This window comes from Sideroxyarcus sp. TK5 (genome assembly GCF_054601595.1).
In genome coordinates this window covers 1-23,821 of the sequence record NZ_BAAHSJ010000009.1, presented here as the reverse complement: position 1 = coordinate 23,821, position 23,821 = coordinate 1, and the positions used below count along the sequence as shown (strand labels likewise).

Below are 23,821 nucleotides of genomic sequence, written 5' to 3'. Positions count from 1 at the left end.
TGGTGGGTCGGCCGAGATTCGAACTCGGGACCAACGGATTAAAAGTCCGCTGCTCTACCGGCTGAGCTACCGACCCGGTAAAAAAGAGCGCGCATTATACGGGTTTGATTGCGCGAGTCAAAGCAACAAATGCGATTTATGTATTTTGATAGCGAGTCGGGTCCGCCACTTGCGCCGCCCGGAAGCCTTCTTGCCGCAGACGGCATGAATCACAACGGCCACAGGCCCGGCCCGACTCGTCCGCCTGATAGCACGATACAGTCATCGCGTAATCGACCCCAAGCTGCATACCGGCCCGAATGATCTCAGCCTTGCTCAGGTGCAATAACGGCGCATGCACCGTCAAGGCCCTGCCCTCGACTGCAGCCTTGGTCGCAAGATTCGCCATGCGCTCGAACGCCGCCACGAACTCCGGCCGACAATCCGGATAGCCGGAGTAATCCACGGCGTTCACACCGATGAATATATCCTGCGCCTGCAGCACCTCGGCCCAAGCCAGCGCCAATGACAGCATGATGGTGTTCCGCGCCGGCACGTAGGTCAGAGGGATTCCGCTGGTGGCCGTCTCCGGCACTGCGATGCTGGCATCGGTCAAAGCCGAGCCTCCGAATGCCGTCAGATCGATGTTGATGACCCTGTGCGCATGGGCCCCGAGGCTGGAGGCCACACGCTGCGCTGCCGCAAGCTCCGCATGATGGCGCTGGCCATAATCGACACTCAGGGCGTGGCACTGGAAACCCTGCGCGCGCGCCTGCGCCAGCACCGTGGCAGAATCCAGCCCGCCCGACAACAACACGACCGCTCGTTTATCGCTCAACGCCCCACCTCGTTACCCCACAAGATCTTGTGCAGTTGCACTTGCATGCGCACCGGCAAACGGTCGCGCAATATCCATTCAGCCAGATCGCGCGCCGCCAGTGCATCATGGACTGGAGATAACAGAACCTCGCAGCGCCGCGCCAGATCGCGCTCCATCACCACCTGTTTCGCCCACTGATAATCCGCCTCGTCGCACAGCACGAATTTGATCTCATCATGCTCCGAAAGATGATCAAGGTTCTGCCAGAGGTTCCTGCGCACCTCGCCGGAGCCAGGTGTCTTGATATCCAGCACCTTCATCACGCGCGCATCCACAGCACCGACATCCAGCGCCCCGCTGGTCTCGAGCGAGACCGCATAACCCGCATCGCACAATGCACGGAGCATTAGCAGACTGTTCTTCTGCGCCAGCGGCTCACCGCCGGTGACGCAGACATGGTGCGCACCGAATCCTGCTACCGTATCCAGGATCTCCTGTATGGACATACTCTGCCCGCCGCTGAATGCGTGAGCACTATCACAGTATCCGCAGCGCAATGGACACCCCGTAAGCCGCACGAACACGGTCGGCAAGCCGATGCGTGAACTCTCGCCTTGCAAGGAGAAGAATATCTCGCTGATGCGCAGCGTACTTTCCGAATCAGGGTTCATGAAGCACTACGGTTTACTTGAGGGTAGCCAGACGTTTCTTGGCCTTGTCCGAAGCATCGCTGCCGGGGAACTGGGAGATGAGTTTCTTCAAGGTGCTACGGGCTGCGGTTTTCTTCTTCAGAGACAGCTGGCATTCCGCCATGTTCAGCATGGCTTCGGGCGCGCGCGGATGATCCGGATACTTGTCCAGCAGGCTGCGATATGCCGCAAAGCTTCCGGCGTACTCGCGCACGAGGAAATTGGCATTCCCCAGCCAGTAATAGACATTGGCCTCATGCGCCGATTGCGGGTACTGACGCAGAAAATCGCGGAAGGCCAGTGCCGCCTCGCGATAACTCTCCGCACGGTAGAAACCGTAAGCCGTCTCGAACGCACGGTTCTCTCCAGCCTGACCCTCAACAGCATCTCCGGCCGCCGGCGCAACCCGCGATGCTCCGCCTGTCTCCATCTGCCTCAAGCGCGAATCCAGATCGACGTAGAAGTCCTTCTGCCGTTTCTCCGCTTCTTGTTGCGCATGCCCGAACTCTTCGAACAGACCGCGCTGTTTGCGCATCTCGCTCGACTGCATCTCAAGTTGCATCTGCAGGTTGAGCAGGGAACGCACCGCAAGCTTGTTCTGCAGCTCTATTTCAACGAGCTGCTTCTCCAGCACTGCCACTCGCGCCTCCAGTTGCTGGATCTGCCTCCGAGCGTCGTCGTCAGCGAACAGCCCCGCATAAGCGGGGCTGCACACCAGCAACAGACCACCCAGCAAACGGGAGGCTGCAACCTTCATGGTTACTGCGCGCTGTAGTTGATGTCGGCGCGGCGGTTCTGTGCCCAGCAAGCTTCGTTATGGTCGCTGCAACGCGGCTTCTCTTCACCGTAGCTGACAGTCTCGATCTGGGAATCCGATGCACCGCCCAGTACCAATGCACGCTTGGTGTTGTTGGCACGACGCTGGCCCAGACCAAGGTTGTACTCGCTGCTGCCACGCTCATCGGCATTGCCTTCGACACGCACCTTCACATCGGGATGGCTCGCCAGGTATTCGGCATGGTTCATGATGGTCTCGCGATCCGCATCCTGCACGGCATCCACATCGAACGGGAAGTACACGCTGTTCTTCTCCATCAGGGCAGCCTGTGCGTCGGCTGCAGCTTGGGCGTCGGCAGCCTGAGTATCGGCAGCGGCAGTTTCCTGCGCGGCAGCGGCAGGCGCTTCACTCGCAGCGGAGGCGGAAGTGGCTGCAGGCTCAGCGACCTCTTCTTTCGGTGGATTGCTGCTACATGCAGCCAGCAGATTCAACAACAACACACTGAGGATCAGTTTTTTCATCGCACAACTCCTTCTCGATTATCTATTTCAGGAACGGGCCCCACATCGGCTCGCGGATATCTCCGCGCTGGGCGACCATCTTCTGCTTCACGCGGCCATCACTTGAAACGGTTGCCAATATACCACGACCCTGCACCTCGGTTGCAAACAGGATCATCTTGCCATTGGGCGCGAAGCTGGGTTTCTTCTCCCACCCGCCTGCAGTGAGGACCTGAGTCTGCCTGCTTTCCAGATCGTGCACGGCGATATGGAAGACCCCGTCGTTGAAATGGGCGAACACGAAACTGTTGCCATCCGGGTGGTAACGGGGAGAGAAAGCGTTCCCTGATTCAAAGGTGAGGCGCTGCACATCATTGTCCTCTATCGACACGCGGTATATCTGCGGACTGCCGCCGCGGTCGGAGGTGAACAACAGCGACTTTCCGTCCGGCGAGAATGACGGCTCGGTATCGATCGCATCGCTGTGGGTGATGCGGCGCAACTGACCGCCATTGCTGCTGGCAAGATATATCTGCGATTCGCCGTCGCGCGTCAGCACCATGGCGATCTGCCTGCCATCCGGCGACCAGGCGGGTGCACTGTTGCTACCCGGGAAGTCGGCGATCAGGGTGCGTTTGCGCGAGGACAGCGATTGCACGTAGACCATGGCGCGCCGCTTCTCGAAACTCACATAGGCGATCTGCCTGCCATCCGGCGACCAGGAGGGTGACATGATGGGCTCCTGCGAAGTGAGCAGTGCCTGTTCGTTGTCACCGTCGCTATCTGCCACGACCAGTCGATACACTCCCTCATCCCGGCTGACATAGGCGATGCGAGTACTGAATACACCCGGACTTCCCGTCATACGCTCGTACACCAGGTCTGCGATGCGATGCCCTATCGCGCGCACCTGGTCTTCGCGGGCCGTCACCACTTGCGACAACAGTTCTGCATTGCGCACCAGATCGAACAAGCGGAACTTGACCGCGACCTTCCCTTCGGGCTGCGACTCTATGCTTCCGATCAGCACCGCCTCCACACCTACCCACTCGGATGGCCGGATATCGCGCGGCTCATGCGGGGTCTTTCCCGCCGGATCGACCAGTTTGAACAAGCCGGTACGGTTCAAGTCGCCCCCCACGATGTCCAGCAGGTTCTGCGCGATCGCGGCATCACCAGCAAACCGCACCAGCGAGACCGGTGTCTGATGCTCACCCGCACCGGTGATCTCGATGTTCAGCACGGCATGCGCCGGCACCGCAAACGACAGCAAGCACGACAATATCCAGCGTCTCATTCTTTACTTATCCTCCGGCCTGATCGTCAGGCGTAATTCTCGAAAGCGCTTCTTCAGCACGGGATCGGACGGTATCGGCAACGGTTGCGACTTGTAGATAGCTCGCTCGGTCGCCTCGTCATACGCGGCATTGCCGCTGCTCTTCAGCAACACCGCATCCAGCACCGAACCATCCGGCAACAAAGTCACCTTGAATTCAGCCGCCGCTGACGGCAGGACGTCCGGCGGCATCACGATGTTGTGTCTGATCTTGCTGCGTATCATGTCCTGGTAACGCCCCATCTCGGCCGACGTGGCTGCCATCACCTCCGCCCGCACCCGCTCGCGTTCGGCCAGACGTTGCTTCTCGACATACGCTTCCATCATGCGCTGCTCTTCGCGCAACTTCTTCTGACGCAGTGCCTTGGCGTCCGGCTGCGGCGTGGTGGGCTTGCTCACCTTCTTGTCTCGCAGCTCGATGTCAGCCTTTTTCGGCGCAGCCGGACGACTCGAAGTTTGCTCGGCCGCCTGCCTGGGCTCGACCGCCTCCTGAGCAGACTCCTCCGCCGGCTGCTGGATCGGCAGACTATCCCACAATTCGACCGAGAAACGATCCGGCTGATGGCTCTGCCAGCGCACGCCCATCACCAGCAAGGCAAAGAACGCCACATGCACTCCCATCGCCAACAGCCCGGCGGAGTAGCGATAGGGCTCGCGATAACGGAGTGTCGCGCTCATCGCACCTTGGTGAGCAGACCGACTTTCTTGACGTTCTGCTGCTGCAGCATATCCATCACATTGACGACTTCCTCGTAACGGATCTTCTTGTCCGCGGAGATCACCACCGACTGTTCGGGATTCTTTTCCAGCTTCTGCTTGATCAGCGCAGCCAAATCTGTCGCCGACACCGGCGTCTCGACACCGCCCTGCGTATGGTCGCGCAGCACCAGCGTGGAGTCCTTCTTGATCATCACCTCCAGCGGCGCAACAGGAGGTGCCAGCGACTTGCCCACGCTGGGCAGATCGATCTGCCCGGGATTCATCATCGGCGCAGTGACCATGAAGATCACCAGCAGCACCAGCATCACGTCGATGTAGGGCACCACATTGATCTGGCTCAACGGACGGTGGGATGCTCGTCTGGTGTAACTCACGGCTGTACCTCCGTTACGTTCGACGGGCAATCATAAAAGTGCAGTTGGAGTTGTACCGCAGCCATTGGTTTCGGCATAACGCGCTTCGCGCATGAGCCTGCACCGCAACCGGGTTGTCCCGCACCCACCGCTTGCGCGTACCGTGTCATGGCTGCCTCTGCAACACGTTGGAGAATTCTTCGATGAAGCTTTCGAAACGCGACGAGAGGCGCGCCACGTCATGCACATAACGGTTGTACGCCACCACTGCCGGGATCGCGGCGAACAAACCCATCGCCGTCGCCACCAGCGCCTCGGCGATACCGGGCGCCACTTGCGCCAAGGTCGCCTGTCCCACGCTGGACAAACCCCGGAACGCGTTCATGATGCCCCACACCGTGCCCAGCAATCCGACATAAGGACTGACCGAACCGACCGTCGCCAGGAATGACAGATGCGATTCCAGATGATCCATCTCGCGCTGGTAACGCGCGCGCATCGCCCGGCGCGTGCCTTCCATCAGCGCCGCGCTGTCCACGCCGTGCGTCTTCTTCAATTTGACGAACTCGGCGAAACCGGCGGCGAAGATATGTTCCAGCGCGCCCTGATCATGGCGCAACTTGCTGCCCGCCTGCTGGTACAGAGCCACCAGATTCGGGTTGCCCCAGAAAGCGTCCTCGAACTCTCGTGTATGCGACTTCGCCGCGCGCACGGCGAACATCTTGAGGAAGATGTACCACCACGACATCAGCGACACCCCCAACAGCAAGCCCATCACCAGCTGCACCAGCAAACTGGCATTGCCGACGAGTTGCACCAGAGACAAATCCCGTATCAGATCCATGCGTTCAATCCCATTGTTTGCGTAACATTTCCGGCACGCTCACCGGCTTGAAACTGTCCTTGCTCACACACACCAGATGCACATCGGCTTGCGTCAGCACATCATCCCCGCGCCTCACTTCCTGCGCCAGCGTCATCTGGCTGCGCCCCACTTTGGTGAGATGCGCCGTCACTTCCAGCATATCGTCCAGCAAGGCAGGCTTGAGGTAATCGATCCTGATCGAGCGCACCACGAACATCACGCCCAGCTCTTTCATCAAGCCGGCGTTGCTGTGACCGAAGCTGCGCAACCACTCTGTCCGCGCGCGCTCCATAAAGTTCACATAATTGGTGTGATACACCACGCCGCCCGCATCGGTATCCTGATAATACACACGCACCGGCAAGGTGAAAGGCTTGTGCGACTTACTCATCCCACAGATCCTTGTTGCCGCCCGCAGCGCGCGATTGCACCAGTCCGAAATGTTCATAAGCGTTCGCCGTCGCCATGCGGCCGCGCGGCGTGCGCTGCAGATAGCCCTGCTGGATCAGATACGGCTCCAGCACATCCTCGATGGTGTCGCGCTCTTCACCGATGGCGGCGGCGAGGTTATCCACCCCCACCGGCCCGCCCATGAACTTCTCGATCACGGTCTGCAGCAGCTTTCTGTCCATCACGTCCAGCCCGCGCGCATCCACGTCCAGCATGGTCAGCGCGGCATCCGCCACTTCGCGCGTGGCATTGCCGTCGGCGCGCACATCGGCATAGTCGCGCACGCGGCGCAGCAAACGGTTGGCGATACGCGGCGTGCCGCGCGAACGGTTGGCGATCTCCAGCGCGCCGTCCGGCGAGATGGGCAATTCCAGCAGACCGGACGAGCGCGTCACGATGCGCTGCAATTCCTGCGGCGAATAGAACTCCAGTCGCGCCACGATGCCGAAGCGGTCGCGCAGCGGGTTGGTGAGCATGCCGGCGCGCGTGGTCGCGCCCACCAGCGTGAACGGCGGCAGATCGATCTTCACCGAACGCGCGCCCGGCCCTTCGCCGATCATAATATCGATCTGGTAATCCTCCAGCGCGGGGTACAGGATCTCTTCCACTACCGGCGACAAGCGATGGATCTCGTCGATGAACAACACATCGTGCGGCTCAAGATTGGTCAGCAACGCGGCCAGGTCACCGGCGCGCTCCAGCACCGGGCCGGATGTGTGGCGGATATTGACGCCCATCTCGCGCGCGATGATCTGCGCCAGCGTGGTCTTGCCCAGTCCGGGCGGGCCGAACAACAGCACATGATCGAGCGGTTCTTTGCGCTTCTTCGCTGCCTGGATGAATATCTCCAGTTGCCCGCGTATCTTTTCCTGCCCGACATACTCGTCGAGTTGCTTGGGACGCAGCGCGCGTTCCAGCGCCTCCTCCTGCGGAGAGGCCGGCGCAGCGGAGATGATACGCGGTGCTGCGGTAAGGTCGTCGTGCTGGATCATGCCTTGGATAATAACTTAAGCGCCTGGCGGATGCCGTCCGAGAGTCCGACATCCTTGGGCAATTGCCTGGCCGCCCATTCCGCCTCTTTGTCCATGTAGCCCAAACCGAGCAAGGCATTGAAGATGTCATTGCCCGCGGATTCCATCGCTACCGAAGTAGTCGCACCGGCAGCACTCGCCACGAATTTTCCTTGCAGTTCCAGCAACAAGCGCTCGGCGGTCTTCTTGCCCACGCCGGGGATCTTGGTCAGGCGCGCCGCATCCTTGTTCGCCACCGCCAGCGCCAGATCGCTCATGCTCAAGCCGGACAGCACCGACAAAGCCAGCTTGGGGCCGACGCCGCTGATCTTCAGCAGTTGGCGGAAAGCGATGCGTTCTTCCTGCGTCAGGAAACCGAACAGCAGATGCGCATCCTCGCGCACGATGAATTCGGTATGCAGCACCACCTTCTCGTTCAGCGCGGGCAGGTTGTAGAACGTGCTCATCGGCACGTCCACCTCGTAGCCGACGCCCTGTACATCCAGCAATATCTGCGGCGGGTTCTTCTCCAGCAGCGTGCCGCTCAGTCTTCCGATCATGTGTTCCCTTCACTGAATATCAATGCCAGCGACAGCAGCGCACCATGCGCCATCATCGCCGCGATGGTGAGTTTGATCGCCCCGGCCAGTCGTTGCGGTTGCGCGGCGTGGCGCAGCAACTCTCGTGCGGCCTTGATGCTCAACGGCACAGCGAGCAGCGCCAGCAACGACAACGCGGGCAACCATCCGGCCAGCACACTCACCACCAGCCAACTATAAGCCAGCACCACAATCAGCACATAGCCCCAGCGCGCCTTGCTCACATCCAGCCGGGCCACCCAGTGCAACTTGCCTGCCGAGGTATCGGCGGCACGATCCGGAAACTGGTTGATATAGAGCAGATTGGCCGTCAATAAAGCGTAGGAAAGTCCGGCAATGAATGGTGCCGCGTCGAAACCTTTGCGCTGCACGAAATCCGCGCCGACCGTGATCGACAGGATGCCGGCCGTCACGCACAACTCCCCCAGACCGCGACCGACCAATTTGAACGGCGGCGCGGAATACGCCCAGCCGATGAACAGACCCGCCAGACCGACGTACATCAATTGCGCATCGGTGCGCGCCATCAGCCACAGCCCGGCAGCAATCACACCCGCCATCAGCGCAAAACCGAAATTGCGCGTCTGCGTCAGGCTCAACACACCGTTCTGGATGAAACGGCTGCCGCCGGTGAATGGAAAGATACGTTCGGTGTTCTGCGCATCGGTACCGTTGAGCGCATCATAGTAATCGTTGAGCACGTTCACCCCGGCGTGCGCCAACAGGGCGAAAAGCAGGGTGACCAGTGCCAGCGGGATATCGAAAGCAAGGCCGCCATGCCAGGCGATGGCCAAACCGATCAGGCATGACATCAAACTGGCAGACAGGAATGCAGGGCGGGTCGCGGCGAAATAACGGGCCGCAGGGTTGGCGAACAATTCCAGTGTCGGTTCCAGCGGCTGTGTCATACCAGTCTTCCTCCACGCACTTTGTATCCCTTGGTCGCTTGCGTGCCCAATCCACCCAAACCACCGTGTGCATGACAGATGGCACACGCCAGCGCATCCGCCGCATCCGGGCTCGGCGTGCCGGACAGGTTCAGCAAGCGCTGCACCATGGCCTGCACCTGCTCCTTGTCGGCATGACCGTTTCCGACCACGGCCTGCTTGATCTGTAGTGCCGTGTATTCCGACACCGGTAGCCCCGCCTGCACTGCCGCACAGATCGCAGCACCGCGCGCCTGCCCGAGCAACAGTGTCGATTGCGGGTTCACGTTCACGAACACCTTCTCCACCACCGCCAGCTCCGGCAGATGCTGCGCGATGACTTCGCCCAGCGAGGACAGGATGACTTTCAATCTTTCCGGCAACTCTCCGGCTGGCGTCTTGATGCAACCGCTGGCGACGTAATGCAGCTTCTGACCTTCTTTATCGATGACACCAAAACCCGTCACTCTCAAACCTGGATCGATACCCAATATTCGAACCATCATCGCCCAACCACCGAAGCGAAGAACTGGCAACGGGTTTCAGTGGAGACTAACTTGCGCAGGCAAGTTATGTCGCAACTAAACCCGGTGATGCGCAGGCCGGGATCGATGCCGAGGATGCGCATCAGTCCTCGATCACCGCATTGGTGTAGACCTGCTGCACGTCGCCCACGTCTTCCAGCGCATCCAGCAGCTTCTGCATCTTCACCGCATCGTCGCCGGTGAAACTCACCTCGTTCTCGGGCTTCATGGTGACCTCGCCCATCTCCGGCTTGAATCCCGCGCTTTCCAGGCGCTGTTTCACTGCCACGAAATCGTTGGGGGAGGTGATGACCTCGATACTGCCATCGTCGTTGTTGATGATGTCTTCCGCGCCCGCGTCCAGCGCCACTTCCATCAACGCGTTCTCATCTGTGCCGGGCGCGAACACCATCTGGCCGCAATGTTTGAACAGGAACGCCACCGATCCGTCAGTGCCGAGGTTGCCTCCGTACTTGGTGAAGGCATGGCGCACATCGGCCACGGTGCGCGTCTTGTTGTCGGTCATGCAATCGACCATAACCGCCGCGCCGTTGATGCCGTAGCCCTCGTAGCGCAGTTCCATGTAGTCCACGCCCTCCAGCTCACCCGCACCGCGCTTGATGGCGCGCTCGACGTTATCCTTGGGCATGTTCTGGTCATAAGCCTTTTCCATAGCCAGCCGCAGACGGGGGTTGGTATCCGGGTCGCTGCCGCCCAGCTTGGCCGCCACGGTGATCTCCTTGATCAGACGCGTGAATATCTGACCGCGCTTGGCATCCTGACGCCCTTTGCGGTGCTGGATGTTCGCCCATTTACTGTGTCCTGCCATGTTGCTTCCTCATGCTGAATTTGCCGCGCGCATGGTAACACCTGCGCCTTGTCCGACCCAAATGCTGCGCTATTCGCAATAGTGCTTTCCCGCCGAAAAAAATCGGGAGTAGAATGCCCGCAACAGTTTTGTTAACCACCCGAAGGAGTTGATCATGAAAGTCCAACACGCACTGATGCTGACCGCTGGTTTGATGTTGTCGGCACCGGTCCTGGCCGATGACGGCGCCGCGCTGATGAAGACGCACAACTGTGGCACCTGCCATCAGCTCGACAAGAAGACGGTCGGCCCGTCGATCAAGGCGATCGCGGAAAAGTACGCGGGCGATGCCGGCGCGGCCGCCAAGCTGGAGAAGAAGGTGCGCGTGGGTGGTGCGGGCAGCTTCGGCACCATGCCTATGCCGGCCACACCGGCCAAGGCCTCCGATGCGGACATCAAGGCCATGGTGACACACATCCTCGCCGCCAAATAAGTCTTTAGCCGCACAAAACAAAAGGGCCGGTTCTTACCGGCCCTTTTGTTTGGTGCGAGTGGATCGGGATCAGTTGCCCATCATGCCCGGCCCGCGCATGGGACGCGCATCGCGCATCACTTCATCCTTGGTGATCTTGCCGTCCTTGTTGGCATCGTTCTCGTCGAAACGCGCGAACAGGATAGGCATGCCCTTTTCAGCTTCTTCCTTGCTCAAGGCACCGTCATGGTCGGTATCGGCCGCATCGAAATGCTGCTCCATGCTCATGTGACGCATGCTCTTCATCTGGCTGCGCATCCCCTGATGCAAGCCGTCCAACTCCTCGGCGGAGATCTTGCCGTCCTTGTTGGTATCCATGTCCTTGAACCGCTCCGCATGGAAGGCATTGAATTCCTGCTTGCTGACTGCTCCGTCGCCGTCCTTGTCCATCTGCTGCACCATGCCGCCGCCTTTCGGACAGGCATCGCTCTGGCCGTGCGCCTTGCCGGGACAGGCCGAGGCTTGCTGGGTGATCGCCAGCAGTCCGCCCGCCGCGATCAATGCCATTAACTTGTTCATACCGTTCTCCTGATGTGATTGGTGGATACGCCGCGCCTGCGGACGCCAGGTGCATGGACAGACGAACAGGATGGAAGTTCGCCGCCGGACGGCAGGTTATAATCGCCGCAATCCTTTCTGTACTCCCCCATGAACATATTCTACGAAGAAGACGGCAGTTTCAAGGTCGGCAGCATCATGGCCGATAACACTTCCTCCCTGCAGGTCGAGAACCTCCACGGAAAACGTTGCAAGATCAAAGCCGCCAACGTCATGCTGCGCTTCGCCCAGCCTGGGCTGAGTGAATTCATCGCTCAGGCGGAACAGGCCGCCGACGATATCGATCTGGATTTCCTGTGGGAAGCGTGTCCGCCGGAAGAGTTCGCCTTCGAGGAGCTGGCACAGGATTACTACGGCCACTCCCCCACGCCCGTCGAAGCCGCCGGTGCACTGATCCGCCTGCATGGCTCGCCCATGCATTTCTACAAAAAGGGCAAGGGGCGCTACAAAGCCGCACCGGCCGATGCGCTGAAAGCGGCCCTGGCCAGCGTGGAGAAAAAACGCCTGCAGGCCGAATTGCAGGCACGCTACACGGAAGAACTCACGCAATTCAAGCTGCCTGCCGAGTTCGCCGACAAGCTCAAAGCGATCCTGTACCAGCCGGACCGCAACACCCTCGAGGTCAAAGCGCTGGAAGCAGCCTGTGCCGCCACGCATCTCTCGGTCCCGCACCTGCTGGAGAAGTGCGGCGCGCTGCCCTCATCGCACGATTTCCACCTGAACAAGTTCCTGTTCGAGAACTTCCCGCGCGGCACCGGCTTCCCCGAGGTGACTGTTGAAGAGCATCCCGAGCTGCCCAAAGCGACCGTAAACGCCTTCAGCATCGACGATGCCGCCACAACCGAGATCGACGATGCCTTCTCGATCGAGACGCTGGCAAACGGCAACCGCCGCATCGGCATCCACATCGCCGCCCCCGCACTCGGCATCGCGCCGGGCTCGGACATCGACGCCATCGCCGCACAGCGCATGTCTACCGTGTACATGCCGGGCGACAAGATCACCATGCTGCCGGACAACGTGGTGCAAGCGTTCACGCTATGCGCCGACAAGGTCTGCCCCGCGCTCTCGCTGTATGTGGAAGTCAATGACGCGCTGGAGATCGTGGCCAGCGAGAGCCGCATCGAGCGCCTGCACATCGCCGCCAACCTGCGACACGATACGCTGGAGCCGCTGTTCAACGACGAATCCGTAGCCGCACGCCAGTTCGACTTTGCCTATGGCCCCGAACTGGAACTGCTGTGGGACTTCGCCAACAAGCTGGAAGCCGGACGCGGCAAATCGTCCGACACCAATCAGCAGCAGATCGACTACATCTTCAATGTCGAGGATGACCGTATCAGCATCGGCCACCGCCTGCGCGGTTCGCCCATCGACAAGGTGGTATCGGAGCTGATGATCCTCGCCAACAGCACATGGGGGAAATTGCTGGATGACAACAGCGTCGCCGGCATCTACCGCACGCAGAACAACGGCAAGGTGAAGATGAGCACCATCGCCGCGCCGCATCAGGGCCTGGGCGTGGCGCATTACGCCTGGTCCAGCTCGCCGCTGCGCCGCTATGTCGATCTGGTGAACCAGCGCCAGATCATGAGCGTGCTGCGCGGTGAAGCGCCCGCCTACGCCAAGAACGACACCACGTTGTTCGCCATCCTGCGCGACTTCGATGCTGCCTACACCACCTACAACGAGTTCCAGCGCAACATGGAACGCTACTGGTGCCTGCGCTGGCTGCAGCAGGAACAGGTGGAACAGGCAGCTGCCGTGGTACTGCGCGAGAACCTGGTCAAGTTCGTCGACATCCCGCTGGTCGGCCGCGTACCCGCCCTGCCCGAGACCGAAGCCAACACGCAGGTGACACTGGAGATCGTTTCCGTCGACCTGCTCGACCTCAACTTCGAAGCGCGGCCCGTCGCGGTCGCTGCCGGTGGGGCATGAAGCGGTATCTACTCATGGCTTTGCTGCGCGAACGCCTCTCGTTCGCGACAGGTTTCTCCTTGCTGCTGCACGCCTTTGTGCTGTTCGGCATCACCTTCACCGTGCCGGACGCAAGGTCACTGGCGAAACGGCTGGAGCCGCTGGAAGTCACGCTGGTTAACAGCCAGTCGCGCAACAAGCCGACCAAGGCTAACGCCTACGCGCAAAGCAATCTGGACGGCGGCGGCAACACCCCGGAAGACCTGCGTGCGGGCACACCGTTCCCGGTGGTCAGCAACGATACGCGCTACACGCCGGAACAGGCCGCCAAACGGGTCAAGGCACTGGAGCAGGAAGTGCAGTCGCTGCTCACGCGCAGCAAGGGCGACTATCGTGTCGAACAACCCAAGCAGGCACCCAGGCCCCAAGACAGCAGCAAGAGCGGCGAGGATCTGGTGCAACGCTCGCTGGAGATCGCGCGACTGGAAGCCGAGATCAGCAAGAACATCTCGCTGTACGAGAAACTGCCCAAACGCAAGTTCATCGGCGCGCGCACCGAGGAGTACAAATATGCGCAATATGTCGAAGACTGGCGCGCCAAGGTCGAGCGTATCGGCAACCTGAACTATCCGGAAGCGGCACGCCGCCAGAAACTCTACGGCAGCCTCACGCTGACGGTGAACATCCGCGCAGACGGCAGCGTGGAGAGCATCGAGATCAATCGCACTTCCGGACATCGCATCCTCGATGCCGCCGCCCAGCGCATCGTCAAACTGGCAGGCCCTTACGCTCCCTTCCCGCCCAACATCCGCAACGAAGTCGACGTGCTCGGCATCACCCGCACCTGGACGTTCACCACCAGCGACCGGCTTGAAGCCAGATAAACGAGGCGTTCACGCTTCGGCATAGACCCGGTTGCGTCCCGCCTCCTTGGCGCAGTACATCGCCGTATCGGCCTGCTGGAGCAACTCGTCCGCGCCCGTACCGTGATCACCGAACAGCAGCAGACCGATGCTGGACGTGCAGGGATGTTCGACCTCCCGCATCTCGCCCGAAGGCAGTCGCATCTGCAAACGGTAGGGCTCTGCCAGTGAGGCGCGGATCTTTTCCGCCACCTGCAAAGCCTGCTGGCGGGCGGATGGACGGTCTCCCTCCAGTTCGCTCAGCACCACCACGAACTCGTCGCCGCCCAGCCTGGCGACGGTGTCCGTCTTGCGCACACACGCAGTGATGCGCCGTGCCACTTCGCCCAGCAGCAGATCACCCATGTCATGGCCGTGTCGGTCGTTGAGCGGCTTGAAGTTATCCAGGTCGAGGAACATCAGCGCGCCATAGCGCCCGCTGCGCGCACTGGCCGCCATAGCCTGCTGCAAGCGGTCATTCAGCAAACGCCGGTTGGGCAAGCGTGTCAGCGCGTCATAGAACGCCATCTGCCGGATCAGCGCCTCCATCTCGTGGCGGTCGCTTATATCCAGACAGGAGCCGATGAAGCCGATGAAGTTGCCTGCCGCATCGTGGTTAGGCACGCCATGGTCGATGATCCAGCGATACTCTCCATCGTGTCGGCGAAGACGATATTCCATGGTGAACGCCTGCCGCGCCCCGAAGGCCGCCGCATAGGTATCGAGGCAACGCTGCCTGTCCTCCGCATGCACGCTCTCCAGCCAGCCGTCACCCAGTTCCTGCGCTAGCGGGCGACCCGTGAATGCCAGCCAGACCTGGTTGAAATAGGTGCATCCCCGATCCGTACCGGCGATCCAGATCATCACCGGCACGCTGTCGGCCAGGGTGCGGAAGCGGTTCTCGCTCTCGCGCAGGGCGTTCTGCGCTTCCACCATCGGCGTCACGTCGCGGCTGATGCCGAAGATGCCGATCACCGTCTTGCCGTCCTCATCGAACAGTGGCCACTTGTTGGTCAGCACCCACCCTTTCCCGCCGGACGCGTCGTAATAGGGGGCGATCTTGTTATGCAACGCTTTGCCGGCATGGAACACCGGCTGCTCTTCCTCGATGTAGATCCGCGCGGTGTCCGGCGGGAACACTTCGCGGTCATGCTTGCCGATCATGTCGCGCCAGCTCGCATGGCCGGTGATATTCGCCAGTGTCTGGCTGCAGAAGCGGAAACGGCTGTCCTTGTCCTTGAAATAGACGAAGTCTGTGGTGTGCTCCAGGAACGACACGAAATCGTGGTTCAGTTCGCGCAGTTGCGCCTCGGCCTGCTTGCGCAGGGTGACATCCTGCTTGACTGCGATGAAATGCGAGATAACCCCGTTCTCCCCGGACACCGGCGTGATGGTCATCTCTTCGTCGTACAGCTCGCCGTCCTTGCGCCGGTTGACCAGTTCGCCATGCCAGACGCGCCCGGCGAGGATGGTCTGCCACATCCGTTCATAGAACGCCTGGTCCTGCCGCCCCGAACGCAGCAGTTCCCTGGGCAGGCGACCGACCGCTTCGTCCATGCCGTACCCGCTCAGCGTCTCGAAAGCATGGTTCGCCCATTCGATGCGCCCGTCCCGGTCGGTGATGAGCACCGCGTTCGCCGCCGCATTCAGCGACAGGTCCTTGATGCGCAGCGCTGCAGTCAACTCGGCCGCGATGTGCGCGGCATTGCGCCGCGTATTGAACCAGGACAGCGCGAGGAAGAACATCAGCAGGCTCATCCCCAGCCCGAACCACAGATAGCCCCAGGCCTTGCTGTAATCCAGCCCGGCCACCTCCCCGCCATGCTGCTCGAAATGCAGCGTCCACACCCTGCCACCGAATACGATGTGTTGCGCCACGCTGAACAGCGGCTGCGGATTGGGACGACCGTGACGGCTGTCATACAGCAGCGAATCGGGTTCCACCGCCGGGCCGTCATAGACCTGCATATGGATGTGCTGGATGGTGTGGTCGTCCCAGCGTGCCAGCACACCGTCCATCAGGTCATTCATGCGGAAAGGGCTGTACACCCAGCCGCGCAATGCGGCACGGCGCTGCTGCACCGTATCGAGCAGCGCGCCCCTGCGATACACCGGCGCATACATCAGCGTCCCGGCCTGTACATCCTTGCCGGTCTCCTGCACCAGGGTCACCTTGCCGGTCAGCGCAACCGTATTCTCGTCGCGCGCCTGCGCCATCGCCGCACGGCGCACCGGTTCGGAATACATGTCATAGCCGAAGGCGCGCAGGTTCCGTCCCAGGAACGGCTCGAGGTAGAGGATGGAGGAATAGAGTTCCCGCTCACCCGGCGGATGAATGCGGTATTGCGGGAATCCCTGTTTGCGGATGGCAGCCACGTGGGCCTGCAATTGCGCCGGCTGGATGAGCTGCGCGTAGCCCAGCCCCTGGATACCGTTGAAGTGTTCGTCGATGCGCACCCGCTTGGCATAGGCATGCCACTCTTCGCGCGACACGAAGTCCGATGCATCGAACATCGCCGCCCCGCCCAGCAGTACCTGCTTGTGCGCCTGCAGGCGTGCTTCGACCTTCAGCCTGACCTCTTCCGCCTCGGCGGCGAAATCGCGCATCGCCGCCTGTTCGATATCGTCTTTGGCGACATAGACGGCATACGCGGTCGCCACCAGTCCCACCAGCAACAGCAGCCAGGAAATGACGGAATGCCGGGCCATGGTGCGCATGCCCAGTTCCCGCTCGATCGACTGTGTGTCGTAAGATACGCTCACTGCCATCCCTTCCGCGACGCATGGCCCTGCGCCTTCATGAATGCTGCATGGAAATTGAATCTTTGCAGCCGATTCTATGCCACCTTACGCACCCTGCCATCACTTTTGTGCCGCATTGCAGCGCCATCGCCTATTTGCTAAGGTGTCGCCTGTCATGCGCATCGTCCGTCTGCTGAGTCCTCTGCTCCTCGCCCTCGCCCTGCTGTTCGTCCAGCAAGGCGCGGCCACGCACGCGATCGCCCACACACTGGCCGATCAATCCCATGACCAGTCGCTGCCGCATGACCAGCAATGCGAGTTGTGTGCCGGTTATGCGCAGATCGGCAGTGCGGTCGTCAGTAGCGGGGTGTATTTAGATTTCTCCACATCGTTCATCGCATCATACGAGTGCAGCCGCAACGATCCTCGCCCCCGCACCATTGCGGCTTTTTCCGCCCGCGCCCCGCCCCGCTCCGCCTGAATCCAGATCCGATCCTGCCGCACGATGCGGCGAGGTATGTCTATCCATTCTCAGGAGTGAACCATGTTCAGAACCATCGGTCTGTGCGGCGCGATGCTGCTATGCCAATCCAGCTACGCCGCCGGCAACGAATCCGCTTTCAATCCGGCGTTCTCACTCATCCTGTCCGGCAGCTACGGCAGTCTGCAACAAGACCCGGCCACGCCCGCCACCGGCTTCGCCATGAATCCCAACCCCGGCCACGAACAGGGCTTCAACCTCGGCGAATCGGAGATGGGTATCTCCGCCAACATCGATCCACAGTTCCGCGGTGCCGCCACACTGGCGCTCGATCCGGCCGGCGGCGTCAGCGTGGAGAACGCCTTTGTGCAGACCACCGCATTCGGCGACGGCCTCAATCTCAAGTTCGGCCGCTTCTTCTCCGGCCTGGGTTACCTGAACGAGCAGCATGCCCATGCGTGGGACTTCACCGACCAGCCACTGGTTTATGCGGTGTTATGGGAGAACCAGTTGGGCGAGGACGGCGTTCAACTGAAATGGCTGGCACCGACAGAGATGTTCCTGGAGTTTGGTGCTGAAGCCGGCAAAGGTCGTGGCTTCCCCGGTAGCGCCCGCGCCAAGAACGGCAGCGGCGCAGGCGTGCTGTTCGTGCATGTAGGCGACGACATCGGCATCGAACAGAGCTGGCGCGCGGGCCTTTCCTTGCACCGCACGCGTGCCGTCGAGCGCGAAAGCGACGATGTGCCCGACCTGCTCGGCAACAGCGTGAGCACCGCCTTCACTGGCGACAGCCGCACCACTGGATTGGACGTCGTGTGGAAATACGCGCCCAACGGCAACCTCAAGGAACGCTATCTGAAACTGCAAGGGGAATACTTCCGCCGCAGCGAGAACGGCGATCTGAGGTATGACACCGCCGGCGCAAACATCAGCGACAGCTATGCCGTCATACAAAGCGGCTGGTATGCGCAGGCCGTGTACCAATTCATGCCGCGCTGGCGCACGGCGCTGCGCTACGACCGTCTCGACCCCGGCATCGCCAGCGTAGGTGCGGCGAACGCCGCCAACGTCATCGCCGACTACGCTTTCAAACCCAGCCGCACCACTTTGATGCTGGACTACAGCCCCAGCGAGTTCTCGCGCATCCGCCTGCAACTGGCGCACGACAACTCACGCCAAGGATTGCCGGACAACCAGTTTTTCGTGCAATACATCATGAGCCTGGGCGCGCACGGCGCGCACAGCTACTAGGAGATGAACATGTATAGGATGATCCTCTCACTCATTTTGCTTTCTCTCAGCAGTCTTTCGCACGCTGCCATCAACGTGTTCGCCTGCGAACCGGAATGGGCGGCGCTCACAAAAGAACTGGCCGGTGAACACGCCGTCATCTACACCGCGACCGGCGCCTTGCAGGACCCGCACCGCGTCGAGGCGCGCCCCAGCCTGATCGCCAGGGCGCGCCGTGCCGATCTGGTGGTGTGTACCGGCGCGGAACTGGAGATGGCCTGGCTGCCTCTGGTGCTGCGCGAGTCGGGCAACGCCAAGGTACAGCCCGGCGGCGAGGGCTATTTCGAAGCCGCCTCGGCCGTGCGCATGCTGGAAGTGCCGCCCCGTCTGGATCGCGGCGACGGCGATGTGCACGCACAGGGCAACCCGCATATCCAGACCGACGCGCGCAACTTCCTGCCCATCGCCCATGCGCTCGCGCAAAAGATGATGCAGCGCGACCCCGCCAACAAGTCGCATTACCAGCAGCGACTGACCACCTTTGAACAGCGATGGCGTGCCGCACTCGCGCGCTGGGAACAGCAGGCCGACCCGCTCAAGGGCGTCGCCGTCGTCGTGCAGCACCAGGGGTTTCCCTACTTGTCAGACTGGCTAGGACTGAAAGAGATCGCGGTGCTGGAACCAAAACCGGGCATGGAGCCCAGCGCGTCATGGCTGTCACAGGTGCTGGACACTTTGCAGCGGCAACCCGCCCGCATGGTGTTGCGCGCCGCCTATCAGAGCGAACGGCCCTCGCAATGGATCACGCAGCGCGCACATATCAACGCCGTAGAACTGCCCTACACCGTGGGTGGCAGCGATGCGGCACAAGACTTGTACGGGCTGTTCGACGATACCGTCGCGCGCTTGCTGAAAGGACTGCGATGAACCTCGAACCCGACATCCTGCTGCCCGCTTGCATCGCCGGCCTGCTGGTTCTGGCCACGCACATCCCGTTCGGTATGCGGGTATTGCAACGCGGCGTGATCTTTGCCGATCTGGCGGTGGCGCAGATCGCCGGGCTGGGTGTGGTCGCAGCCGGAATGCTGGATCTCACCGGACAGCCTCTGCTGGTGCAAGTCATCGCTGCCGGCAGTGCGCTGGGCGGCGCGGCGCTGCTCGCCTGGATAGAACGTCGCCTGCCGGAAGTGAAAGAGGCATGCATCGGCCTCACCTTCGTGCTGGCTGCCAGTCTGGGCATGCTGTTACTGAGCCGCGACGTGCATGCCGGTGAACGCCTGCAGAATCTGCTGGTCGGACAGGTATTGTGGGTGAACGATGCACAGTTGCTCGCCACCGCCACACTCAGCGCCCTATTGCTGGCGGTCTGGTACGGCTTGCGCCGACGCTTGGGCGACCTCGGCTTCTATGCTTTGTTCGCCCTCGCCATCACCGCCTCGGTGCAACTGGTCGGCATCTATCTGGTGTTCGCCAGCCTCATCATTCCCGCGCTCGCCACCCACCGCCTGCAGCACCGGCGAATATCGACCGCCTTCTTCATCGGCATCATCGGCTACGCACTGGGATTGCTGCTGTCGGTCTGGCTCGACCTGCCGGCGGGCGCAGCCATCGTGTGGGCGATGGCGCTGACCGGGATACCGTTCACACTTCTGAAGCGTGCGGCTTAAACGGCTATAATCCGTCCCCGTTCAGACGCCTCTCGCACCCGCATGACCGACCGTTACGCCGTCATCGGCAACCCCATCTCGCACAGCAAGTCACCGCTGATCCATCGCATGTTCGCCGAGCAGACCGGGCAGGACATCAGCTATGAGGCTATCGAGGCGCCGCTGGACGGGTTCGCCGCGACCATCGCAAGGCTACGCAAGGAAGGGTACAAAGGCTGTAACGTTACAGTACCTTTCAAATTCGAAGCTTTCGAACTGTGTGACGAGATCGGGGCGCGCGCCCGCAATGCCAAGGCTGTGAACACCCTATTGTTCCGCGAAGACAAGATACTTGGCACCAATACCGATGGCGCAGGGTTGCTTATCGACATCGAGCAGAATCTGGATTTCAAATTGATGTGGAAGGATGCTTTGTTGCTGGGGGCAGGTGGTGCCGCAGCCGGGGTTCTTTGGCCTTTGTTCAACGCAGGTGCCGGGGTGACCATCGCCAACCGCACCTTGGAGAAAGCCCTCGCACTCGCCTCAGACTTTGAAGATTGCTCAGTGTTCGCCAGAAGCTTCGATCAACTATCAGGCAGAAGATTCGACTTGGTCATCAATGCCACCTCCAGTGGATTGCAGGATGAGAAACTGCCTCTGCCAGCGGGGCTATTCAAGCCCGGCGCACTCGCCTACGACATGATGTATGGCCGAGAGACGCCGTTCATGACATTCGCAAGAGAACACGGGGCCAGGGTGGCGGACGGTCTCGGCATGCTGGTGGAACAGGCAGCCGAAGCGTTCTTCATCTGGCGCGGCGTGCGCCCGGACACTCGCCCCGTACTAGCCGCCCTGCGCAAGTGAAACCCGTACGCAGCCTTCTCTGGCGCTTCCTGCTGGCGCTGTTCCTGATATTCGTGCTGTACCAACTGTGGCTGTTCGCCCATATCTGCTGGTGGGTCAAGTTCGACCCATCGACCAGCGCGTTCATGACCGACCGGCTGGAAGTGATGCAGGACCAGAATCCGAAGGCCAGGCTCAAGCATAAATGGGTGCCCTACAAGAACATCTCCGCCAATCTGAAACGTGCACTCATCGCCGCCGAGGATGCGAAGTTCGTCGACCATGAAGGGTTCGACTGGGAAGGCATCCAGAAGGCATACGAAAAGAACCTAAAAAAAGGCAAGATCGTCGCCGGCGGCTCCACCATCAGCCAGCAACTGGCAAAGAACCTGTTCCTGTCCACCAAACGCACGCCATGGCGCAAGGCAGAAGAGACCATCATCACGCTGATGCTGGAGGCGGTGATGGACAAGCAGCGAATCTTCGAGATATATCTGAACGTGATCGAGTGGGGGAATGGCGTGTTCGGTGCCGAGGCCGCGGCTCGTCACTATTTCGGCGTCAGCGCGGCAAAGCTCTCCGCCGAGCAGGCGGCTCGACTGGCAGCCATGGTGCCCAACCCGCGCTACTACGACCGCCACCGTCAGGCGCGCGGCATGCTGCGCAAGACGCTGATCATCCTCGAACGCATGCCGGATGCCGATATTCCCTGACGCCGCGGGATTAATTTCCTTACAATAGCGCGCAATTTTTCGAGGTGCGCCATGACCGAGAACCACGAACACCACTACACCGACAACGTGCAGGAACATCTGCACCAAGTCCAGCATCTGCTCGAGAAACAGGCACTGGTGGAAACCGTGGTCCACAACCAGGCGCTGCCGCGCGACGAGCGCCACGAGTTGCTGGACAAGATGCTGCACAAAAGGCATCTGGCCGAACTGAGCGACAAACTGGAAGAGTTGCATCCCGCCGACATCGCCTACATCCTGGAGGCGCTACCTATCGAGCACCGTTTGCTGGTATGGAACCTGGTCAAGGCCGACCGCGACGGCGAGATCCTGATCGAGGTCTCCGATGCGGTCCGCGAGTCGCTGATCGCCAACATGAGCCGCGACGAACTGCGCGAAGCGGCCGAGCAACTCGACACCGACGAGATCGCCGACCTGGCACCCGACTTGCCGCAGCATGTGATCCGCGATGTGTTCAAGGCGCTGCCGATCGAAGAGCGCGAACAACTGCGTGCCGCGATGTCCTACCCGGAGGATTCGGTCGGTGCTCTGATGGACTTCAACATGGTGCATGTGCGCCAGGATGTCACGCTGGAGACGGTCTCCCGTTACTTGCGCCGATTCGACGAACTGCCCGACCATACCGACCAGGTATTCGTGGTCGACCGTGAAGAACGGCTCGTGGGCGTGCTGCCGATCAATCTGATCGTGGTCAACGAACCCGAGACCGAAGTCGGGGCATTGATGATCACCGACGTCATCCAGCTGCACCCGGATGAAAAAGCGGAACATGCGGCGCAGGCGTTCGAGCGCTACGATCTGGTGTCGGCTCCGGTCGTGGATGAGGACGGAAAACTGTTCGGCCGCGTGACCGTGAACGTGGTGCTCGATTACATCCGCGAGGAATCGGATACGGAACTGCTGAACCAGGCCGGTCTGCTCGAAGAGGAAGACATCTTCGCTTCGGTATGGAAATCCGCCCAGAACCGCTGGGCTTGGCTGGCATTGAACCTGGTGACCGCCTTCTTCGCCTCGCGCGTGATCGGCGAGTTCGAGCAGACCATAGCACAGATGGTCGCCCTCGCCACCTTGATGCCTATCGTTGCCGGCATCGCGGGCAACTCTGCCAACCAGACGACGACCATCATCATCCGCTCGCTCGCGCTGGGACAGATCAATCAGGGCAATGCAAGACGCCTGATGCTGAAAGAACTGGCGATCAGCGGACTGAATGGTCTGGTGTGGGGAGGCTTTGCTGGCTTGTTCGCATACTTCCTGTACCACAGCATACCGCTCGGAGTAGTGATGACTGCAGCCATGATGCTCAACCTCACCTTGGGCGCACTGGTCGGCATCGGCATACCGCTTATGATGCAGCGGCTAGGTCGCGACCCGGCTATCGGGGCCAGCGTCCTGCTCACTGCCATCACAGACAGTGGCGGCTTCTTCATCTTCCTTGGACTGGCGACCATCTTCCTGATCTGACCAGATCGCACAGCATCAGACAGCCGCGACGATGCAGCTGCACGCCCGGCAGCACACTCTGCATTTCCGTTTAGCAAGGGTAATCAAAAAGGGAGCGAACGCGAATGGTTCGCGTGAATATCAACGACAACCGTTGAAACAGGGAAGGTAGAAAGGGCGAAACGCAACAACTCGGCGCCCGCCCCAATCTACCAAGCTCAGGCGCCGAGAATGCCTTTTCCTGCCACTTTCTTGACTGCAGGCTTCTTGGCCACAGCTTTTTTCGCTACCGGCTTCTTGGCGGCGGCTTTCTTGACTGCGGGCTTCTTGGCAACTGCCTTCTTCGCTACCGGCTTCTTGGCAGCGACTTTCTTGACTGCGGGCTTCTTGGCAACTGCCTTCTTCGCTACCGGCTTCT

The 23,821-nt window shown here is 60.9% G+C and carries 27 protein-coding genes and 1 tRNA gene; 10 read left to right on the top strand and 18 right to left on the bottom strand.

Features of this window, described 5'->3' with window-relative positions; genetic code table 11:
• The 15 genes from ACYPYQ_RS12750 to ACYPYQ_RS12680 all read right to left on the bottom strand — a co-directional run bounded on the left by ACYPYQ_RS12750 (position 1) and on the right by ACYPYQ_RS12680 (position 10,378).
• A tRNA-Lys gene (locus ACYPYQ_RS12750) sits at positions 1-76 on the bottom strand.
• A 60-nt stretch (positions 77-136) separates the two neighbouring features.
• Positions 137-817 (bottom strand): 7-cyano-7-deazaguanine synthase QueC, encoded by a 681-nt coding sequence (gene queC, locus ACYPYQ_RS12745; RefSeq protein WP_459724270.1) that lies wholly within the window; start codon positions 815-817, stop codon positions 137-139.
• Complete coding sequence (queE, locus tag ACYPYQ_RS12740) at positions 814-1,470, bottom strand: 7-carboxy-7-deazaguanine synthase QueE (RefSeq protein WP_459724269.1); 657 nt, start codon at positions 1,468-1,470, stop codon at positions 814-816. Before queE ends, queC begins: the two co-directional genes overlap by 4 nt.
• Positions 1,471-1,483: 13 nt before the next feature.
• Positions 1,484-2,245 carry a tol-pal system protein YbgF gene (gene ybgF / locus ACYPYQ_RS12735; RefSeq protein ID WP_459724268.1) on the bottom strand — a complete coding sequence of 254 codons (762 nt, stop codon included), beginning with the start codon at positions 2,243-2,245 and terminating at the stop codon, positions 1,484-1,486.
• 2 nt (positions 2,246-2,247) lie between these two features.
• On the bottom strand, positions 2,248-2,787 hold the full coding sequence (pal, locus tag ACYPYQ_RS12730) for a peptidoglycan-associated lipoprotein Pal (RefSeq protein ID WP_459724267.1): 540 nt from the start codon (positions 2,785-2,787) through the stop codon (positions 2,248-2,250).
• Positions 2,788-2,809: 22 nt separating this feature from the next.
• Positions 2,810-4,063 carry a Tol-Pal system beta propeller repeat protein TolB gene (gene tolB / locus ACYPYQ_RS12725; protein WP_459724266.1) on the bottom strand — a complete coding sequence of 418 codons (1,254 nt, stop codon included), beginning with the start codon at positions 4,061-4,063 and terminating at the stop codon, positions 2,810-2,812.
• Positions 4,064-4,066: 3 nt separating this feature from the next.
• Complete coding sequence (gene tolA, locus ACYPYQ_RS12720; protein ID WP_459724265.1) at positions 4,067-4,780, bottom strand: cell envelope integrity protein TolA; 714 nt, start codon at positions 4,778-4,780, stop codon at positions 4,067-4,069.
• Entirely contained in the window at positions 4,777-5,127 is a 351-nt protein-coding gene (locus ACYPYQ_RS12715; RefSeq protein WP_459724276.1) for a biopolymer transporter ExbD, read from the bottom strand. Before ACYPYQ_RS12715 ends, tolA begins: the two co-directional genes overlap by 4 nt.
• Positions 5,128-5,341: 214 nt before the next feature.
• Positions 5,342-6,019 (bottom strand): protein TolQ, encoded by a 678-nt coding sequence (gene tolQ, locus ACYPYQ_RS12710; protein WP_459724264.1) that lies wholly within the window; start codon positions 6,017-6,019, stop codon positions 5,342-5,344.
• Between the two features lie 4 nt (positions 6,020-6,023).
• Positions 6,024-6,431: a tol-pal system-associated acyl-CoA thioesterase gene (gene ybgC / locus ACYPYQ_RS12705; protein ID WP_459724263.1), complete on the bottom strand. Its 408-nt coding sequence runs from the start codon at positions 6,429-6,431 to the stop codon at positions 6,024-6,026.
• Positions 6,424-7,482 carry a Holliday junction branch migration DNA helicase RuvB gene (gene ruvB, locus ACYPYQ_RS12700; RefSeq protein WP_459724262.1) on the bottom strand — a complete coding sequence of 353 codons (1,059 nt, stop codon included), beginning with the start codon at positions 7,480-7,482 and terminating at the stop codon, positions 6,424-6,426. Before ruvB ends, ybgC begins: the two co-directional genes overlap by 8 nt.
• Entirely contained in the window at positions 7,479-8,060 is a 582-nt protein-coding gene (ruvA, locus tag ACYPYQ_RS12695; protein WP_459724261.1) for a Holliday junction branch migration protein RuvA, read from the bottom strand. Before ruvA ends, ruvB begins: the two co-directional genes overlap by 4 nt.
• Positions 8,057-9,007 carry a UbiA family prenyltransferase gene (locus ACYPYQ_RS12690; RefSeq protein ID WP_459724260.1) on the bottom strand — a complete coding sequence of 317 codons (951 nt, stop codon included), beginning with the start codon at positions 9,005-9,007 and terminating at the stop codon, positions 8,057-8,059. Before ACYPYQ_RS12690 ends, ruvA begins: the two co-directional genes overlap by 4 nt.
• Positions 9,004-9,531, bottom strand: a complete 528-nt coding sequence (gene ruvC, locus ACYPYQ_RS12685; RefSeq protein WP_459724259.1) for a crossover junction endodeoxyribonuclease RuvC — start codon at positions 9,529-9,531, stop codon at positions 9,004-9,006. The genes ACYPYQ_RS12690 and ruvC overlap by 4 nt, the downstream gene beginning before the upstream one ends.
• A gap of 121 nt (positions 9,532-9,652) precedes the next feature.
• Positions 9,653-10,378 (bottom strand): YebC/PmpR family DNA-binding transcriptional regulator, encoded by a 726-nt coding sequence (locus ACYPYQ_RS12680; RefSeq protein WP_459724258.1) that lies wholly within the window; start codon positions 10,376-10,378, stop codon positions 9,653-9,655.
• A gap of 154 nt (positions 10,379-10,532) precedes the next feature.
• On the opposite strand from ACYPYQ_RS12680, the gene ACYPYQ_RS12675 reads away from it, so the two are divergent.
• Complete coding sequence (locus ACYPYQ_RS12675; protein WP_459724257.1) at positions 10,533-10,850, top strand: c-type cytochrome; 318 nt, start codon at positions 10,533-10,535, stop codon at positions 10,848-10,850.
• A gap of 69 nt (positions 10,851-10,919) precedes the next feature.
• Here the strand turns inward: ACYPYQ_RS12675 and ACYPYQ_RS12670 are convergent, their stop codons facing one another.
• Positions 10,920-11,408, bottom strand: a complete 489-nt coding sequence (locus ACYPYQ_RS12670) for an EF-hand domain-containing protein (RefSeq protein WP_459724256.1) — start codon at positions 11,406-11,408, stop codon at positions 10,920-10,922.
• Positions 11,409-11,537: 129 nt separating this feature from the next.
• Between ACYPYQ_RS12670 and ACYPYQ_RS12665 the strand changes: the two genes are divergently transcribed.
• Both ACYPYQ_RS12665 and ACYPYQ_RS12660 read left to right on the top strand, forming a co-directional pair.
• Entirely contained in the window at positions 11,538-13,385 is a 1,848-nt protein-coding gene (locus tag ACYPYQ_RS12665; RefSeq protein ID WP_459724255.1) for a ribonuclease catalytic domain-containing protein, read from the top strand.
• A complete protein-coding gene (locus ACYPYQ_RS12660) occupies positions 13,382-14,248 on the top strand; it encodes an energy transducer TonB (protein WP_459724252.1) in 867 nt (288 codons plus the stop codon). Before ACYPYQ_RS12665 ends, ACYPYQ_RS12660 begins: the two co-directional genes overlap by 4 nt.
• Before the next feature lie 9 nt (positions 14,249-14,257).
• Here ACYPYQ_RS12660 and ACYPYQ_RS12655 read toward each other — a convergent pair whose 3' ends face one another.
• On the bottom strand, positions 14,258-17,029 hold the full coding sequence (locus ACYPYQ_RS12655; protein WP_459724251.1) for a sensor domain-containing diguanylate cyclase: 2,772 nt from the start codon (positions 17,027-17,029) through the stop codon (positions 14,258-14,260).
• Between the two features lie 154 nt (positions 17,030-17,183).
• Between ACYPYQ_RS12655 and ACYPYQ_RS12650 the strand changes: the two genes are divergently transcribed.
• From ACYPYQ_RS12650 to mgtE, 7 genes are all read left to right on the top strand, one after another.
• A complete protein-coding gene (locus tag ACYPYQ_RS12650; protein WP_459724249.1) occupies positions 17,184-17,489 on the top strand; it encodes a hypothetical protein in 306 nt (101 codons plus the stop codon).
• Positions 17,490-17,552: 63 nt separating this feature from the next.
• On the top strand, positions 17,553-18,740 hold the full coding sequence (locus ACYPYQ_RS12645) for a hypothetical protein (protein ID WP_459724248.1): 1,188 nt from the start codon (positions 17,553-17,555) through the stop codon (positions 18,738-18,740).
• A gap of 9 nt (positions 18,741-18,749) precedes the next feature.
• Positions 18,750-19,646 carry a metal ABC transporter substrate-binding protein gene (locus tag ACYPYQ_RS12640; protein ID WP_459724247.1) on the top strand — a complete coding sequence of 299 codons (897 nt, stop codon included), beginning with the start codon at positions 18,750-18,752 and terminating at the stop codon, positions 19,644-19,646.
• Complete coding sequence (locus tag ACYPYQ_RS12635) at positions 19,643-20,386, top strand: metal ABC transporter permease (RefSeq protein ID WP_459724245.1); 744 nt, start codon at positions 19,643-19,645, stop codon at positions 20,384-20,386. The genes ACYPYQ_RS12640 and ACYPYQ_RS12635 overlap by 4 nt, the downstream gene beginning before the upstream one ends.
• Positions 20,387-20,428: 42 nt before the next feature.
• Positions 20,429-21,229 (top strand): shikimate dehydrogenase, encoded by an 801-nt coding sequence (aroE, locus tag ACYPYQ_RS12630; protein ID WP_459724244.1) that lies wholly within the window; start codon positions 20,429-20,431, stop codon positions 21,227-21,229.
• A complete protein-coding gene (gene mtgA / locus ACYPYQ_RS12625; protein ID WP_459724243.1) occupies positions 21,226-21,921 on the top strand; it encodes a monofunctional biosynthetic peptidoglycan transglycosylase in 696 nt (231 codons plus the stop codon). The genes aroE and mtgA overlap by 4 nt, the downstream gene beginning before the upstream one ends.
• Positions 21,922-21,972: 51 nt before the next feature.
• Complete coding sequence (mgtE, locus tag ACYPYQ_RS12620) at positions 21,973-23,424, top strand: magnesium transporter (protein WP_459724241.1); 1,452 nt, start codon at positions 21,973-21,975, stop codon at positions 23,422-23,424.
• 197 nt (positions 23,425-23,621) lie between these two features.
• Here the strand turns inward: mgtE and ACYPYQ_RS12615 are convergent.
• Positions 23,622-23,821: histone H1-like repetitive region-containing protein (locus ACYPYQ_RS12615; RefSeq protein WP_459724240.1), on the bottom strand; the 200-nt coding region annotated here is incomplete at its 5' end.

Bases quoted from the DNA above. Each gene is read 5' to 3' on its own strand.
- queE (WP_459724269.1), bottom strand. From the start codon at position 1,470: ATGAACCCTGATTCGGAAAGTACGCTGCGCATCAGCGAGATATTCTTC.
- ybgF (WP_459724268.1), bottom strand. From the start codon at position 2,245: ATGAAGGTTGCAGCCTCCCGTTTGCTGGGTGGTCTGTTGCTGGTGTGC.
- pal (WP_459724267.1), bottom strand. From the start codon at position 2,787: ATGAAAAAACTGATCCTCAGTGTGTTGTTGTTGAATCTGCTGGCTGCA.
- tolB (WP_459724266.1), bottom strand. From the start codon at position 4,063: ATGAGACGCTGGATATTGTCGTGCTTGCTGTCGTTTGCGGTGCCGGCG.
- tolA (WP_459724265.1), bottom strand. From the start codon at position 4,780: ATGAGCGCGACACTCCGTTATCGCGAGCCCTATCGCTACTCCGCCGGG.
- ACYPYQ_RS12715 (WP_459724276.1), bottom strand. From the start codon at position 5,127: ATGCTGGTGCTGCTGGTGATCTTCATGGTCACTGCGCCGATGATGAAT.
- tolQ (WP_459724264.1), bottom strand. From the start codon at position 6,019: ATGGATCTGATACGGGATTTGTCTCTGGTGCAACTCGTCGGCAATGCC.
- ybgC (WP_459724263.1), bottom strand. From the start codon at position 6,431: ATGAGTAAGTCGCACAAGCCTTTCACCTTGCCGGTGCGTGTGTATTAT.
- ruvB (WP_459724262.1), bottom strand. From the start codon at position 7,482: ATGATCCAGCACGACGACCTTACCGCAGCACCGCGTATCATCTCCGCT.
- ruvA (WP_459724261.1), bottom strand. From the start codon at position 8,060: ATGATCGGAAGACTGAGCGGCACGCTGCTGGAGAAGAACCCGCCGCAG.
- ACYPYQ_RS12690 (WP_459724260.1), bottom strand. From the start codon at position 9,007: ATGACACAGCCGCTGGAACCGACACTGGAATTGTTCGCCAACCCTGCG.
- ruvC (WP_459724259.1), bottom strand. From the start codon at position 9,531: ATGATGGTTCGAATATTGGGTATCGATCCAGGTTTGAGAGTGACGGGT.
- ACYPYQ_RS12680 (WP_459724258.1), bottom strand. From the start codon at position 10,378: ATGGCAGGACACAGTAAATGGGCGAACATCCAGCACCGCAAAGGGCGT.
- ACYPYQ_RS12675 (WP_459724257.1), top strand. From the start codon at position 10,533: ATGAAAGTCCAACACGCACTGATGCTGACCGCTGGTTTGATGTTGTCG.
- ACYPYQ_RS12670 (WP_459724256.1), bottom strand. From the start codon at position 11,408: ATGAACAAGTTAATGGCATTGATCGCGGCGGGCGGACTGCTGGCGATC.
- ACYPYQ_RS12665 (WP_459724255.1), top strand. From the start codon at position 11,538: ATGAACATATTCTACGAAGAAGACGGCAGTTTCAAGGTCGGCAGCATC.
- ACYPYQ_RS12660 (WP_459724252.1), top strand. From the start codon at position 13,382: ATGAAGCGGTATCTACTCATGGCTTTGCTGCGCGAACGCCTCTCGTTC.
- ACYPYQ_RS12650 (WP_459724249.1), top strand. From the start codon at position 17,184: ATGCGCATCGTCCGTCTGCTGAGTCCTCTGCTCCTCGCCCTCGCCCTG.
- ACYPYQ_RS12645 (WP_459724248.1), top strand. From the start codon at position 17,553: ATGTTCAGAACCATCGGTCTGTGCGGCGCGATGCTGCTATGCCAATCC.
- ACYPYQ_RS12640 (WP_459724247.1), top strand. From the start codon at position 18,750: ATGTATAGGATGATCCTCTCACTCATTTTGCTTTCTCTCAGCAGTCTT.
- ACYPYQ_RS12635 (WP_459724245.1), top strand. From the start codon at position 19,643: ATGAACCTCGAACCCGACATCCTGCTGCCCGCTTGCATCGCCGGCCTG.
- aroE (WP_459724244.1), top strand. From the start codon at position 20,429: ATGACCGACCGTTACGCCGTCATCGGCAACCCCATCTCGCACAGCAAG.
- mgtE (WP_459724241.1), top strand. From the start codon at position 21,973: ATGACCGAGAACCACGAACACCACTACACCGACAACGTGCAGGAACAT.